We start from the raw sequence: 13,352 nt of genomic DNA, 5'->3' as shown, positions 1-13,352 counted from the left end.
ACGGTGGCAGTGCGGGCGGACGGCCGGCGCACCGGCGACGGCGTTTCCCGCGGACCGGCCGGCCCGGCGGTGGGGCCGTTGAGCGCGCCGCTCTACCAGCTGAAAGCCGAGTTCTTCAAGACGCTCGGCCATCCCGTGCGCATCCGGGTCCTGGAACTGCTGAGCCGGCGGGAACACGCCGTCTCGGAGATGCTCGCCGAGGTCGGGGTCGAGCCCGCGCACCTCTCGCAGCAACTGGCGGTCCTGCGCCGGTCGAACCTGGTCGTCGCCCGCCGCGAGGGCTCGACCGTCTACTACACCCTGACCGATCCCCAGGTGGCGGAACTGCTCGCCGTCGCGCGCTCCATCCTCTCCGGCGTCCTCGCGGGCCAGGCGGAACTCCTCGCCGACCTGCGCGCGACCACTTCGGATACGGCGCCGCCGGACTGAGCGCGCCCACGAAAGACGGGTGGCCGCCTCTTGCCGCACGACGATGGACAGCGTTGGTGCGGCGGGGGCGGCCACCTCTTTGTCGGTCCGGTCTTTGTCGGTCCGACACGCTCGGCCATACTCCTTGGCGTGATCGAATCCTTGAACGAGCTCGAGTGGCTGCAGAGCTGGTACACCGCACAGTGTGACGGCGACTGGGAACACGAGTGGGGCGTGCGGATCGCGACGCTCGACAACCCGGGCTGGACGGTCTCGATCGACCTCGACGAGACGGATGTGGCGGACCGGGAGATGCCCCGGCGGGAGATCCGCCGGGGCGAGCGCGACTGGATCATCGCCTGGACCGCCGACGGCCGGTTCAAGGTCTCCTGCGGGCCCGGCAACCTGATCGAGTCGCTGGGGCTGTTCCGCGCCTGGGTGGCCGGGAGCCCCGAGTGAGCCCTCTCGCCACCACCCCGGGTGCGCCGCGTACGGCGTGACCGGTCCGGCCGGGCGTGGAGGCGCGGGGCCGGGCGTGCCTGCTTCCCTCCTCGAAGTCCCCCCGCCCCGGCACCTCGGGGCTCCTGGCCGGAGCCGGAGTCCCTTGGCCGTGATCGTCAGGCCGCAGGCCCCAGCCGGACCGGCAGCGCGACATGCCCATTGCTGATGAGAGAGGGCAGTGGCCGCAGCTCGTCGGCCGGTACGGCGAGCCTGATGTGAGGGAAGCGATCGAACAACGCGCGCAGGACGGTGGCGACTTCGAGGCGGGCGAGCGGCGCGCCGAGGCAGAAGTGGACGCCGTGCCCGAACGCCAGATGCTCCTTGGAGGTCCGGGTCGCGTCGAAGCGGTCGGCGTCCTCGCCGTGCCAGTCCGGGTGGCGGTTGGCGGCGGCGTACGACGGCAGGATCGCCTCCCCGGCCCGGATGGTCCGCCCGTCGGGCAGCGGGATGTCCTGGAGCGCGACCCGTAGCGGCAGATGTTTGAGGGACGGCTCGAAGCGGAGAGTCTCCTCGACGATGTCGTTCCAGTCGCACCGTCCCGCGCGCACGTGGGCCCGCTGCTCCGGGTCGGTCAGCAGCGACGTGATCGCCTGGTCGACGACGTTGACGGTCGTCTCGTAGCCGGCGCTGATCATCAGGACGAGTGTGCCGCGCAGTTCGGACTCGCTGAGGGCGCCGCCGTCGCCTTCCTCGTCGCGGGTCGCGATGAGGAACGACGTCATGTCGTCGCCGGGGGAGGCACGCTTCGCGGCGATCAGCTCGTCGAGCAGCCGGTACAGGGTGGCGGTGTTCTCCGCGGCCTCGTCGGTGGTCAGGGTGGTGGCAAAGACCCGGTCCACCACCGAACGCAGCCCGCTCAACTGGGCGGAGGTGAGCCCCAGCATCCGGCCGATGACCGCGATCGGCAGCGGATACGCCAGCCGTTCCCGCAGATCGACCGTCTCGGCGGCCGGCAGGTCGTCCAACTCGTCGAGGAGGCCGGTCACGAGCTCCTCGACGACCGGGGCCAGGTCGGCGACCCGGCGAGGGGAGAGGGCGGGGGCGATGAGGCGGCGCAGCCGGCGGTGGTCGCCACCGTAGGCGGTGAACATGTTGTCGACCGCCACCCAGAGCGCGAGCGGCCAGGTGGCGACCGTCTCGGCGAAGGCCGGCCAGTGCGCCCGGGCGTCCTTGGAGACGTAAGGGCGGGTCAGCAGGCGCTTCAGCAGGGCGGGGTCGGAGACGGACCACGCGGTCACCCCGAGTATGTCCACCGGCGTCGCCGCGCCGCGGGCGCGCAGCGCGCGGTCCTCGGCGTGGTGGTCGGCGCTGGTGGGGTCGAGGGCGAAGGGCTGTTCGTCACGCATGTCCAAGTTCCTGTCTCACAAGGGTGGCGGAGGTTGTCGGAGGGAGCGGTACGGTCCGGGCCCCGGAGGCCGCGTGGGCCGCCGGGCCCGGACCGTACCGCTCCCTCCGTGCGACTGACCGGGCAACCGGAAGATCCGTGACACGGATGGAATGCGGATGCCTGTGCGGGTGTGCGGGCGTGCATATGTACGTGTGCGCGGAGCCGGTGGAGTCTGTTTCCGGCCGCACACGGGACGACGGACCCCGGCGACCGACCCTGCGATCGATGCCGGGGAAGCGCCGGACGGTTCAGCTCTGCCGCGCGAGCCAGTCGGCGAAGCGGGTCGTGGTGATGTGCGCGCCGGGGCCGGGCAGCAGGGTGGTCTCCCGCAGCCCGGCACCGAAGTACGTGGCGTGGGGGTCCGTCACGACCGTCCGCGGGTCGTTTCCGGCGGCGAGCCCCACGCGGACGAGTTCGTCCAGGTGGAAGGTGTCGGGCCCGGCCACCTCCAGCACTCCGCCGACGGGGGAGCCGACGGCCGTACGGCCCACCGCGTCCACCACGTCGCCGGAATAAAGGGGCTGGACCCTCGCGGACGGCAGCCGGACGGAGCCGCCGTCGGTCGCCGAATCGGCGATGCCCCGTACGAACTCGAAGAACTGTGTGGCGTGGACGATCGAGTACGGCAGCCCAGAGGCCCCGATCAGTTCCTCCTGGGCCTGCTTGGCCCGGAAGTAGCCGCTCTCCTGGAGCCGTTCGGTGCCGACCACGGAGAGCGCGACATGGTGGGTCACACCGGCGTCCGCCCCGGCGGAGAGCAGGTTCGCGGTCGAGGTGCGGAAGAAGTCCATGACGGCGTCGTCCGCGAACGAGGGGGAGTTCGACACGTCGACCACGACCGACGCTCCCTCCAGGGCCTCGGCCAGCCCCTTGCCCGTCAGCGTGTCGACGCCGGTCCGGGGAGAGGCGGCCACCGCCTGATGGCCCTGCTCGCCGAGTCTGGTGACGAGTTGCGAGCCGATGAGCCCGGTGCCACCGATGACGACGACCTTCATGAGGAGAATCCTTTCTCGGGGGATGACAGTGTTTCTCCGGCGTCCGTCCGCCGGTGCTCTGGTGCCTGGTGTGCGCGGATCGCGCCCGCCCGCCTGCCCGGCCGGCCGCGTACCGGGCCCGGCGGGCGGGCAGGTGCGGCCGGGGGCGGGGTCTCAGCCGAACATGCCGGGCTGGTAGTCCCCGGCGGGCTGGCGGATGACGACGTTGATCCGGTTGTACGCGTTGATGACGGCGATGAGGGAGACCAGCGCGGCCAGCTGGTCCTCGTCGTAGTACTTCGCGGCGTTCGCCCAGGCCTCGTCGCCGACCCCGCCGGCGGCGTCGGCGATCCGCGTCCCCTGCTCCGCCAGCTCCAGTGCGGCGCGCTCGGCGTCGGTGAAGACCGTGGCCTCGCGCCAGGCCGCGACCATGTGGAGCCGCTGGACGGTCTCTCCGGCGTGGGCGGCGTCCTTGGTGTGCATGTCGGTGCAGAAGCCGCAGCCGTTGATCTGGCTCGCGCGGATCTTCACCAACTCCTGCGTCGCCTGCGGCAGCGTCGAGTCCGACACCACCTTGGAGGCCGAATTGATGTGCCGGAGAACCTTGGCGGCGAGCGGGTTGCCGAAGAAATCGAGACGTGCGTCCATGACGTGTGTTCCTTGCTCTCGTACGGGCTCGCCCTGCCGGCGGGATGGAGCCGGTGGGACGGGGGAGGGCGGGCCGTGTCGGTGTGTGAGGTGTTTCGGTGCGTGCGCACGCACGTGCGTGTGTGGCGGTGCTGGTCAGAGAGGTGACGTCGCGTCGCGACGAAGGCCGCCCGGCGCCGGTGGTGTTCGCCCGTGTCGGCAGGCTCCCGCGGCTCGGTCCGCAGCCGTGGCCGTGGCAGCGGCCATGGAGTCCGGCAGCCCGGGGACGAGCGGGTGCCCCCGGCGGAACCGGGCGGACCGGGGCGCGTCGAGGGCCGGCCGGGTGGTCGCGAGGGACAGGAAGGCGGCGGGACTGGCCGCCGTCGAACGGTCGGTCCGCTGCCGGCGCACCCACACGTCCCGGAGGATGTCCTCGGCTTCGGCGGTGCCGCCCAGCACCCGGTACGCGATGCCGAAGAGGCGGGGACGCGGCCCGGTGAAGACGGTGGCCGCCTCGTCGAGGGAGCCCGCCGGTGGCGGTGCCGGGCGGTCGGCGGGCGGCTCTGAGGACATCGGCCAGGCCGGTGACTTCAGCGGCTTCGGGGGCACGGTCACGACTCCGTTCGCACGGGGCATCCGGCGATGCCCGTACGTCCACACTCCCGCCCGGCCCGGGTCCTTCGCGCCCGGGAAAACCCTGGCCCACCCCCTGGTCCATCCGGGTGAGCCCGGCCCGGGTCCGCACCGGCCGTCGGCGAGCGGGGCACGGCGAGCGGCAAGCGGTGAACGGGTGCGAAGCGCGGAGCACGCGGCGACGAGCGTGCGGCGCGAAGAGCGCCGAATGGGCACGAACCCGGGCACGAACCCGGGCACGAACCCGGGCACGAACCCGGGCACGGACCCGGGCACAGGCCCGGGCGGGGCGCGGGAGAGCGTCAGGTACGGGCCAGCGCCGCGCGCAGCTTGTTCCGCGAGCCGACACCGAGCTTCGTGAAGACCTTGCGCAGATGCCACTCGACGGTGCGAGGGCTGATGAACAGCTCGGCACCGATCTCCGCGTTCGTCATCCCGTCGGCGGCCAGCCGGGCGATCTGCGCCTCCTGCGCGGTCAGCGCCTCGCGCGGGTCGCGCGCCCAGGCCGGACCGTGCCGAGGGGTCTCACCGGTGGCCAGGAGTTCACGGCGGGCCCGCTCGGCGAACGCCTTCGCCCCGAAGCCCCGCAGCGACTCGTAGGCGGTCCGCAGATGCTCCCGCGCGTCGGTGCGCCGGTTCTCGCGGCGCAGCCATTCGCCGTACACCAGGTGCGTACGGGCGAGATGGACGGCGATCCGGCCGCGCCCGAGGTGGTCTAGGGCCTCGCGGTAGCGCCGGTCGGCGTCCGGGCCCTCGCTCAGGAGAGCCGCCGACCGGGCCAGCATGCCGAGGGCCCAGTCCGTACCGGCGACACGGGCGCGTTCCTCAAGGCGCCGCAGGGCCGCCTCGGCCGGTTCGGGGGCATCCGCGCGGGTGCCCGCCTCGACCAGTTCGGCGAGGGCGAAGCCGGTGACGGACAGGTCCTCGTGCTCCACCGCGTGTCCCGCGTGGGCCAGGGCGTCCTGGTACCGGCCAAGGCCGTTGTGCAGGATCGCGAGCAGATAGTGCTGGAGGCCGATGGCCCGCCCCTCGCCCCAGGTGGTCGCGTGCCTGGTGGCGCTCTCGATCAGCTCCGCGGCCCGGGGGTCCTCGCCGCGCCAGGCCGTGAGCAGCAACAGGGGGTACTCCATGGGCGAGTGGCCGGTCGCCTCCGTGAGGGCCGCAGACTCGTCGACCAGTGCCTCGGCGAGCGCGAACTCACCCGCGTGTACGTGCATCGCGGCCCGGTAACCGAGCGCCAGCGGGAGGAAGTTGAGCGCGCCAGTCGCGCGGGCCGACCGGACCGCGCGGGTCGTCAGGACGTCCCAGGTCCCGTCGTCCCACAGATCGCCCGCGACCAGCCACGTCAGCCAGAGCCACCGCATGACGTCGGCGTCCCCCTCCCGGCCGGCGGCCTGCCCAAACGCCCGCAGCGCGGACTCCACCAGCGGCGCGCCCTCGGCACAGCCCTCGGCGAACCACAGCGCAAGACCGTCGAGCAGAAGGTCCGCCGGCCGCGCCGGACGCGGCCCGCACGGCGCCGAGCGGGCGGCCTTCGCCACCTCCCGCACCGGGATGTCGTGGAGACGGCCGGCGAAGACCGCCGCGCCGATCGCGTCGAGATACGCCTCCCGGGCCTCCCCGTCACCCACCCGGGCCAGCCGCCCGGCCGCGTCGAGCAGCAGCGGTAGTGCCTCCCCGCCGCGCCGCCGCGCGAACACGATCCGGGCCCGCAACCGGGCCAGCCGCGCCTGGCGGGCCTTGTCCAGCGGGCTCAGCTCCGCGGCGGCCAGCAGACCGAGCGCCTTGTCGGGTGCCCCGGCCTCGAACACGGCCTGCGCCGCGGCCGCCGCCCGCGCGCCCCGCGCCGCCGTGTCGGGCGTGAGCTCGGCCGCCCGGCGCAGGAACGCGGCCGCCGCCGCGATTCCGCCACGGGCCTCGGCCCGGCTCGCCGACCGCTCCAGCTCAACCGCCAGTGTCTCGTCGGGCTCGACTGCCGCGTGCGCCCGGTGCCAGGCCCGGCGATCCGAGTCGGTCTCGGGGTCGGTCGCCTCCGCCAGCGCCCGGTGCGCCTCCCGGCGTACCGCCGGATCGGCCGCCCGGTAGGCCGCCGAGCGCACCAGCGGATGGCGGAACCGCACCCGGGCGCCGAACTCGATCAGCCCCGCGGCCTCCGCCGTGCCCGCCGCGTCCGTACCGATGCCGAGCCGTTCGGCGGCCCGCCACAGCAAGGGCACGTCCCCCACCGGTTCGGCGGCCGCCGTGAGCAGGAGCCGCCGTGCCGGGTCCGGAAGTGCCGTGATCCGCCGTACGTAACTCTGCTCGATCCGGCTCGCCAGCGGCAGCGCGTCCGGCCGGCCGAACCCGCCGGCCAGCTCCGCCGCGCTCAGGCCTCGCGTCAGTTCCAGCAGAGCGAGCGGATTGCCGCGGGTCTCGGCGACGATCCGGTCACGGACCCGCTCGTCCAGCCGCCCCGGAACCACCGACTCCAGCAGCCCGGCGGCGTCGTCGTCCCGCAGCCCCAAAACCGTGAGCTCCCGCAGCCCCGTCCATGGATCATCGTCGGGGTCGGTGATCGTGGTGGGTGTGGGTGTGGGTGTGGGTGCGGGGAGTGGCGTCCGTATGGCGCACACCAGTGCCACCCGCTCCGCGAGCAGCCGGCGTGCCACGAACGCCAGGGTTTGCGCCGAGACCCGGTCGAGCCACTGCGCGTCGTCGACGACGCAGACGAGCGGCTGTTCCTCCGCGGCCTCCGCCAGCAGGCTGAGCACCGCGAGCCCGACCAGGAACCGGTCCGGCGCGCCACCCGCCCGCAGACCGAACGCCACGGCCAGCGCCTCGCGCTGGGGATCGGGAAGCCGGTCGAGATACCCCGACAACGGCGCGCACAGCTGGTGCAGCCCGGCGAACGCCAGCTCCATCTCGGACTCGACACCACAGGCCCGCAGGGTCCGGAGCCCAGCCGTGTGCTCCGTCAGATACTCCGTCAGCGCGGACTTGCCGACGCCCGCCTCACCCCGGAGGACGAGTACCTGGCTCCGGCCCGCGCGGGTGGCGGCGATCAGCTCATCCAGTACCCCGCACTCGCCGCGCCGGCCACGCAGTCCGCCCCGGGGAGCGCCGCCCGCCATCCATCACCACCGTGCAGGTCAAGGGTCGGCCCGTGAGCGTAGGGCCTGGCTCATCATACGTGCGGCCGGGGTGCCCGGATGCTGTCGTCGCATTTGCCTGATGGGCGGTCAATTCTCCTTGGTGGCCGGTGGATGGGTGAGGTGCGTGGGGTCTCAGCGGGTGAGACGATGCGGATCGGCCGGTACGGGGCCGGGGGTGAGCCGGGTGAACTGTTCGAGACGGATGATCGCCTCCCGTTCGGCCCGGGGCAGCCGGGCCAGCAGACCGGGCAGGGGCCGGGCGGCGGCGACCTCCCCCCGATGAGCGAGGATCGCCCGCCACTTCACCGCCGTCCACGGCCCGGCGTCGACGGTTGTGGTCACTAGCGCGTCGGGCACGGCGAGCACCTCCTTCCCGACCGTGCGGAGCAGATCACCGAGTGGTCCGGCCCCGCTGACGGAATGCGTGGCGGCGTACAGGGCCGTGGGCCGCCAGGGAGCACCCGCTTCCGGGTACAACGTCGTGACGGGCGCGGCCTCGACGGCGAGCAAGGTGATCTGGTGGGCCCGTCGATGGTCCGGGTGTCCGGTCAACTGGCCCACGCAGTCGTGTGCGAGCACGATGTCCGGCCGGAACTCGCGGATATGGGCGACCAGTCGGCCGACCGCTTCGTCGAGCGGCGCGTCGACGAGACGCTCGGCACCGTCCGGCGCCGATGCGGGGTTGCGGGCGTCGGCGTAGCCGAGCAGGCGGGGTTCGCCCGCACCCAGGACGGCGAGCGCGTCGGTGAGTTCGGGGATCCGGCGGCTGCCCGGGGCCCAGGTGGCGGTGACGACCCCGGTGCGGGCGCCCGCACCGGCGTGCCGGGCGAGGACCCCGCCGGCGAGCAGGGATTCGTCGTCGGGGTGGGCGAAGACGCCCAGCAGGCTCGGTGGTGTGTCCGGGGTTGCCAAGGTGATCCTCCTGGGCGGAGTGGCGGAGTGGCGGAGTGGGAGAACCGGGGGCAGGGGAGGGGCGGAGGTGACGAGGGACACGGTGGCCCGTGCGGGGAGGACAAGGAAGGATGCGGGCATGTATTCGGTAGTGCGCAATGTGGCGGTCGACTGTGCCGATGCCTACGGGCTGGCCCGGTTCTGGAGCGGTGTGACGGGCCGTCCGGTGGACCCGGACGACAAACCGGGGGACCGGGAGACTCAGGTGATCCTGGAGGGCGGACTGGTTCTGTACTTCCATCAGGTACCCGAGGCCGAGGCGGTCAAGACCGCGAAGAACCGGATCCACCTGTGCCTGCGCCCCAACGACTCGCGCGAGGGGGAAGTGGACCGGCTGCTCGGCCTCGGTGCCACCCTGCTCGCCGACCGCCGGAACCCCGACGGCTCGGGCTGGGCGGTCCTCGCGGATCCCGAGGGCAATGAATTCTGCGTCCTGCGCGGCGAAGCCGACCTGGCCGGCCACCCCGCTTCCTGACACCGACACGGCCGAACGGCCGCCGACCGCGTTGCCGCCGGCCACGCTCGCGAGCGGCGACACTGGGCCCATGGAAACCATGGTGCCAGTCGACGGCGGCGAGGTCTGGGCGGACGACACCGGAGGGGACGGACCGCCGTTGGTCCTGCTCCACCCCGGGGTCGGCGACTCCACGATCTGGGACCCGGTGCTCAAGGATCTCGGCGGCCGGCGCCGGGTGATCCGGTACGACGCCCGGGGCTACGGCCGTTCCCCCGCGCCCGTCACCTCGTACACCCCCTCCGGCGATCTCGCCGCGGTCCTCGACCACTTCGCCCTGGACCGCGCGGTCCTCGTCGCCTCCAGCATGGGTGGCGCCGCCGCGCTCAGCTTCACCCTCGACGCGCCGGAACGGGTGGCGGGCCTCGCGCTGTTCGTGCCCGGGGTCAGCGGCTACGACCTCGACGAGTCGGCGTTGTACGAGGAGGTGGGGCGACTCGCCGAGGCGGGCGACATGGAGGGCATCGTCCGGTTCGGCCTCGGCATGTGGGGGCGGGCCGGAGGCGGCACGCCCGAGTCCGACCCGGTCGCCGCGGCCCAGTTCAGGGCCGTCCGGCCCGCCTGGTTCGCCAATGTGGGCCATCAGCGCGCCGACCCGCCCGCCTTCGACCGGCTGGGTGAGATCACGGCGCCGACGCTCCTCGCCCTGGGGGAGCGGGACCGCCCCGAGATCGTGCGCTGCAACGAGGAGACGGCCGCCCGGATCCCCGGCTGCCGCCTGGTCCGCCTGGCGGCCTCGGACCACTACCCGACCCTGCGCGTACCCAAGACCGTCGCCCGTCTGGTGGAGGAGCTGTACGAGGAGGCTCTCCGGCGCTCCGACGAGGGAGGCCGCCCGGATTCAGGCAGAGGGTAGAGGCCCCGCGGCGGTGACCGCGCCGGTCCACGGGCCGCGGCGACCGGATCCGTGCCGAAGCAGTCCGACGGCATGCACCGGGCTCGGTGGCCGAGGCGTCCCCCTGGTCACTGTGACGCCTCGTAGGATTCGCGGATCGCCGACGGGACGCGTCCGCGGTCGTTGATCAGGTACCCCTGCGCGCGGGCCCAGCGACGTATCGCCTCGGTTCTCTCGTCGGTCCCCTCGTCCGTCAGCCGGCGGCCGGGAGAGCCAGGGCGGGCGCCCCCGCTCGCCCCGTCGTACCGGATCCCCGCCAACTGGTCCGCCACGTCGTGGAAGAAGGCGGACAACGAGGGGTATGTGTTCTCCACCGGGGAGGAACCTTCGGTCCAGGACCCGAGGCTTCCGGTGCGGGTGTCGAGGAACCTCCCGTGGAAGCCGTCCGCCTCCGCCGAGATCGGGATCCACTCCCGGCGCCAGAACGGGTGGTCGGGGTCGCCGGACGGTGCCCGCTCCGCCGTGTTCACCATGTGGAGGTAGACCCGCTCGATGCCGGTGAGGCCGAGCAGGACTTCCCCGTCGGGGAGGAGGTCCGGCGCCCCCGAGTTCCCCCAAGTGCGAGTGATGAGAGGCAGTTGGCGCGCGTCGGCGTCGATTGCCAAGAGCCACTCCCGCAGCTCTGCGGGCGGCTTCAGGCCCATGCGAGTCCCGGCTTCGTCGATGGCCGCCGCGTTCCCGGGGCCGCCGAGGCCACTGAGGGCGTCAGGGGCATGTCGTTGGAGCCATCCCGTGATCCGTCCCCACGCCTGCCGTACGTCCTCCACCTCCACCCTGTGCGCCGGCACGCTGCTCGTCTCGCGGGCTCGGGGTGAGCCCGGCCCGGAGTTCCGGGGCGGGAAGCCGTCCACCGAAGGAAGAAGCTGCTCCTGATCACTCATGAGCAGACCCTGGGCGGACCCACTGACACAGGGCGGAGGAGTGTCTTCGTGAACGCCTTCCCCGGCAGCGGCAAGGGAGTTCAGCAACGTATACCTCCGCGACTTCGCGAAGGATCGGCTCCCTCACAGCCCGGCCATGGCGAAGTCCCCTTGCGGTGCGCTGCGCTGCGCGAGGGGACTTCGGCGCGGTGGGATCGGGGGCGGGGGAATCCGGAGGGGACTCCTGTGGATGTGGATGCGGTAAGGGGGAGCGCCGGGCGGGCGGTGCGGCAGCGTACGGGAAAGGGGCGGGTGCAAGGGCGCGGGCCGGCGCCAGTGGCACCGGCCCGCTCGGGATCAGGGCGCCAGGCAGGGGTCGAAGACCGCCGGCGTCTGCTCGGGGAGCGGCCCTCGGGCGGCGCGCCACCGGCGGTGCTCCTCGGACTCGGCGGCCGCCTCGACCAGCAGATCGGCCTGCCGGGCGCCGCCCGACGACGGCGGGACACTCGCCTGGTAGCCGCCGAAGTGTGCGACCGGGCTCCACGCGGGGCTGATGGCCGGCACGGTCTCGTCCATGCCCTCGTAGGTGTCCCGCGCGTACACGATCCGGCCGCCGACCACCGTCAGCAGGGACTCGATGTGCGGGATGTCCTCGGCCGGCACGGTGAGATAGTCGTGGGACAGGACGGCGAAGTCCGCGAACCGGCCCTCGGCGAGGATGCCCTTGTCCGCCTCCTCGCCCGTGATGCGGGCCCCGCCCAGGGTGTACAGCTCCAGGGCCTTCTCGCGGGAGACGAGCCGGTCGGCCGGTCGGAGCGACAGCCCGCCGATGACCCGGCCGGTGACCAGCCAGTGCAGGGCGACCCAGGGGTTGTACGAGGAGACCCGGGTAGCGTCGGTGCCGGCCCCGACCGGGATCCCCAGGCTCAGCATGTCCGTGACGGGCGGCGCCATCGCGGCGGCCTCGGCCCCGTACCGCTCGGTGAACGCCCGGCCCTGGAAGGACATCCGGTTCTGCACACCGATCGAGCCGCCGAGCGCGGCGATCCGCTCCAGGCTGTCTCGCGAGACGGTCTCGGCGTGGTCGAAGAGCCAGCGGTTGCCGCCCGGGAACAGCCCCTCGGCGGCGAGCTTCTCGAACACGGCGAGGTCGCGGCGGATGGTCTCGTCGTACGTCGCGTGCAGCCGGAAACCCCAGCCGTTCGCCCTCAGAAGACGGACCGCTTCCTCGAACTCGTTCTCGTAGGCGGCGAGTTCGGGGCGGGGCTCGGAGAAGTTCTCGAAGTCGGCGGCGGCCCAGGTCAGGTTCTCGCCGGCGCCGTTGAGGCGCAGCCACTCGTCGCCGTCGCCCGGCCGTACGGTCTCCGTCCAGCGGCGCAGGTCCGCCAGCTCCTGGCCGGGGGTCTGCGGGAAGAGGTGATAGCCGATCCGCACGCTGAGTTCGCCGGCGCGGGCGAGTTCGGTGACGGTGGCGTAGTTCTCGGGGAAGTTCTGGAACCCGCCCGCCGCGTCGACCGCCGAGGTCAGACCGAAGCGGTTCAGCTCGCGCAGGAAGTGACGGGTGGAGATCTTCTTGTCGGCCTCGTCGAGCGTGGGCGCCTTGGCGAGGGTGGAGTAGAGGATCAGCGCGCTGGGGGCGGCGAGCAGTAGGCCGTTGGGGTCGCCGACGCGGTCCCGGACGATCTGCCCGCCCTTCGGGTCGGGGGTGTCCCGGGTGAATCCGGCGGCCCGCACGGCGGCCCGGTTGAGGATCGCCGACTGGTACAGGTGCAGCACGAACACGGGGGTGTCGGGTGCCGCGGCGTTCAGTTCGGCGGGGGTCGGCAGCCGCCGCTCGGCGAACTGGTCGGCCGTCCAGCCGCCGACGACCCGGATCCACTGGCCCTTGGGCGTGCGTCCGGCCTGCTCGCGCAGCATCGCCAGGGCCTGGCGCAGCGAGCGGACGCCGTCCCAGCGCAGTTCCAGTACGTAGTTCAGACCGCCGCGGATGACGTGCAGATGGGAGTCGTTCAGGCCGGGGACGACCCGGCGGCCGAGGGCGTCGACGACCCGGGTGCCGGGGCCGACGAGTCCGGCGATGTCGGCGTCGTCGCCCACGGCGGCGATCCGGCCGCCGCGTATCGCGAGGGCGGAGGCGGCGGGCCGGGCCGGATCCTGGGTGTGGATCTTCCCGTTGCGCAGAACGAGATCGGCGGGGCCTCCGTCCGGAGAGCCGAGGGCGGGGACGATCCCGCCGACGGGCATGCTGGTCATGGCACTCGCTTTCGATCGTGGTGAGGAAGGGTGAAGACGGGGGAGGGACGGCGTCCGTCCCGGGGGCCGGCCTCCCGTACGGAAGGCGCCAGGGCCTTCCGCACGGCGGGCGCGGTGGGGTACGGCGGGGTACCGGCGGGCACGAGGGGGCCGGCGAGGCGCTACGAGGGGCCGGCGGGGCACGGTCACGGCACGGCCGCCCGGTGAGGTGGCCCGTA

General features: G+C 73.2%; 12 protein-coding genes. 4 read left to right on the top strand and 8 right to left on the bottom strand.

Translation table 11 applies throughout. The features are described 5' to 3' along the window. Nucleotides 1-78 precede the first annotated feature (78 nt). Both ACGFRB_RS25270 and ACGFRB_RS25265 read left to right on the top strand, forming a co-directional pair. Nucleotides 79-429, top strand: a complete 351-nt coding sequence (locus tag ACGFRB_RS25270; RefSeq protein WP_361223689.1) for a metalloregulator ArsR/SmtB family transcription factor — start codon at nt 79-81, stop codon at nt 427-429. A 129-nt stretch (nt 430-558) separates the two neighbouring features. Continuing rightward, nucleotides 559-867, top strand: a complete 309-nt coding sequence (locus ACGFRB_RS25265) for an immunity 53 family protein (protein ID WP_393246190.1) — start codon at nt 559-561, stop codon at nt 865-867. A 158-nt stretch (nt 868-1,025) separates the two neighbouring features. Here the strand turns inward: ACGFRB_RS25265 and ACGFRB_RS25260 are convergent, their stop codons facing one another. The 6 genes from ACGFRB_RS25260 to ACGFRB_RS25235 form a co-directional block, all read right to left on the bottom strand. Further along, on the bottom strand, nt 1,026-2,255 hold the full coding sequence (locus ACGFRB_RS25260) for a cytochrome P450 (protein WP_393246188.1): 1,230 nt from the start codon (nt 2,253-2,255) through the stop codon (nt 1,026-1,028). A 289-nt stretch (nt 2,256-2,544) separates the two neighbouring features. Further along, the gene (locus ACGFRB_RS25255) at nt 2,545-3,291 is read right to left on the bottom strand and encodes an SDR family oxidoreductase (protein ID WP_393246186.1); all 747 of its coding nucleotides are present in this window, start codon (nt 3,289-3,291) and stop codon (nt 2,545-2,547) included. Between the two features lie 153 nt (nt 3,292-3,444). Next, nucleotides 3,445-3,918, bottom strand: coding sequence for a carboxymuconolactone decarboxylase family protein (locus ACGFRB_RS25250; protein WP_393246185.1), 474 nt, complete (start codon nt 3,916-3,918; stop codon nt 3,445-3,447). A gap of 135 nt (nt 3,919-4,053) precedes the next feature. Next, nucleotides 4,054-4,512, bottom strand: a complete 459-nt coding sequence (locus tag ACGFRB_RS25245; protein WP_393246183.1) for a sigma factor — start codon at nt 4,510-4,512, stop codon at nt 4,054-4,056. Nucleotides 4,513-4,832: 320 nt separating this feature from the next. Next, nucleotides 4,833-7,640 carry an ATP-binding protein gene (locus tag ACGFRB_RS25240; RefSeq protein ID WP_393246181.1) on the bottom strand — a complete coding sequence of 936 codons (2,808 nt, stop codon included), beginning with the start codon at nt 7,638-7,640 and terminating at the stop codon, nt 4,833-4,835. A gap of 153 nt (nt 7,641-7,793) precedes the next feature. Next, nucleotides 7,794-8,573, bottom strand: a complete 780-nt coding sequence (locus tag ACGFRB_RS25235) for a PIG-L deacetylase family protein (protein WP_393246179.1) — start codon at nt 8,571-8,573, stop codon at nt 7,794-7,796. Between the two features lie 118 nt (nt 8,574-8,691). Between ACGFRB_RS25235 and ACGFRB_RS25230 the strand changes: the two genes are divergently transcribed. Both ACGFRB_RS25230 and ACGFRB_RS25225 read left to right on the top strand, forming a co-directional pair. Then, on the top strand, nt 8,692-9,087 hold the full coding sequence (locus ACGFRB_RS25230) for a VOC family protein (RefSeq protein WP_363007130.1): 396 nt from the start codon (nt 8,692-8,694) through the stop codon (nt 9,085-9,087). A gap of 70 nt (nt 9,088-9,157) precedes the next feature. Further along, on the top strand, nt 9,158-9,982 hold the full coding sequence (locus ACGFRB_RS25225) for an alpha/beta fold hydrolase (RefSeq protein ID WP_393246177.1): 825 nt from the start codon (nt 9,158-9,160) through the stop codon (nt 9,980-9,982). Between the two features lie 107 nt (nt 9,983-10,089). On the opposite strand, the gene ACGFRB_RS25220 is transcribed toward ACGFRB_RS25225, so the two are convergent. Further along, a complete protein-coding gene (locus ACGFRB_RS25220) occupies nt 10,090-10,902 on the bottom strand; it encodes a histone-like nucleoid-structuring protein Lsr2 (RefSeq protein WP_393246175.1) in 813 nt (270 codons plus the stop codon). A gap of 336 nt (nt 10,903-11,238) precedes the next feature. Next, nucleotides 11,239-13,134 carry an amidohydrolase gene (locus tag ACGFRB_RS25215; protein WP_393246174.1) on the bottom strand — a complete coding sequence of 632 codons (1,896 nt, stop codon included), beginning with the start codon at nt 13,132-13,134 and terminating at the stop codon, nt 11,239-11,241. Between the last annotated feature and the right edge of the window lie 218 nt (nt 13,135-13,352).

It is taken from the genome of Streptomyces sp. NPDC048718, from assembly GCF_043198875.1.
GTDB lineage: Bacteria > Actinomycetota > Actinomycetes > Streptomycetales > Streptomycetaceae > Streptomyces.
Note: the sequence above shows the minus strand (reverse complement) of the source record. Positions and strands in the feature narration are given on the sequence as shown.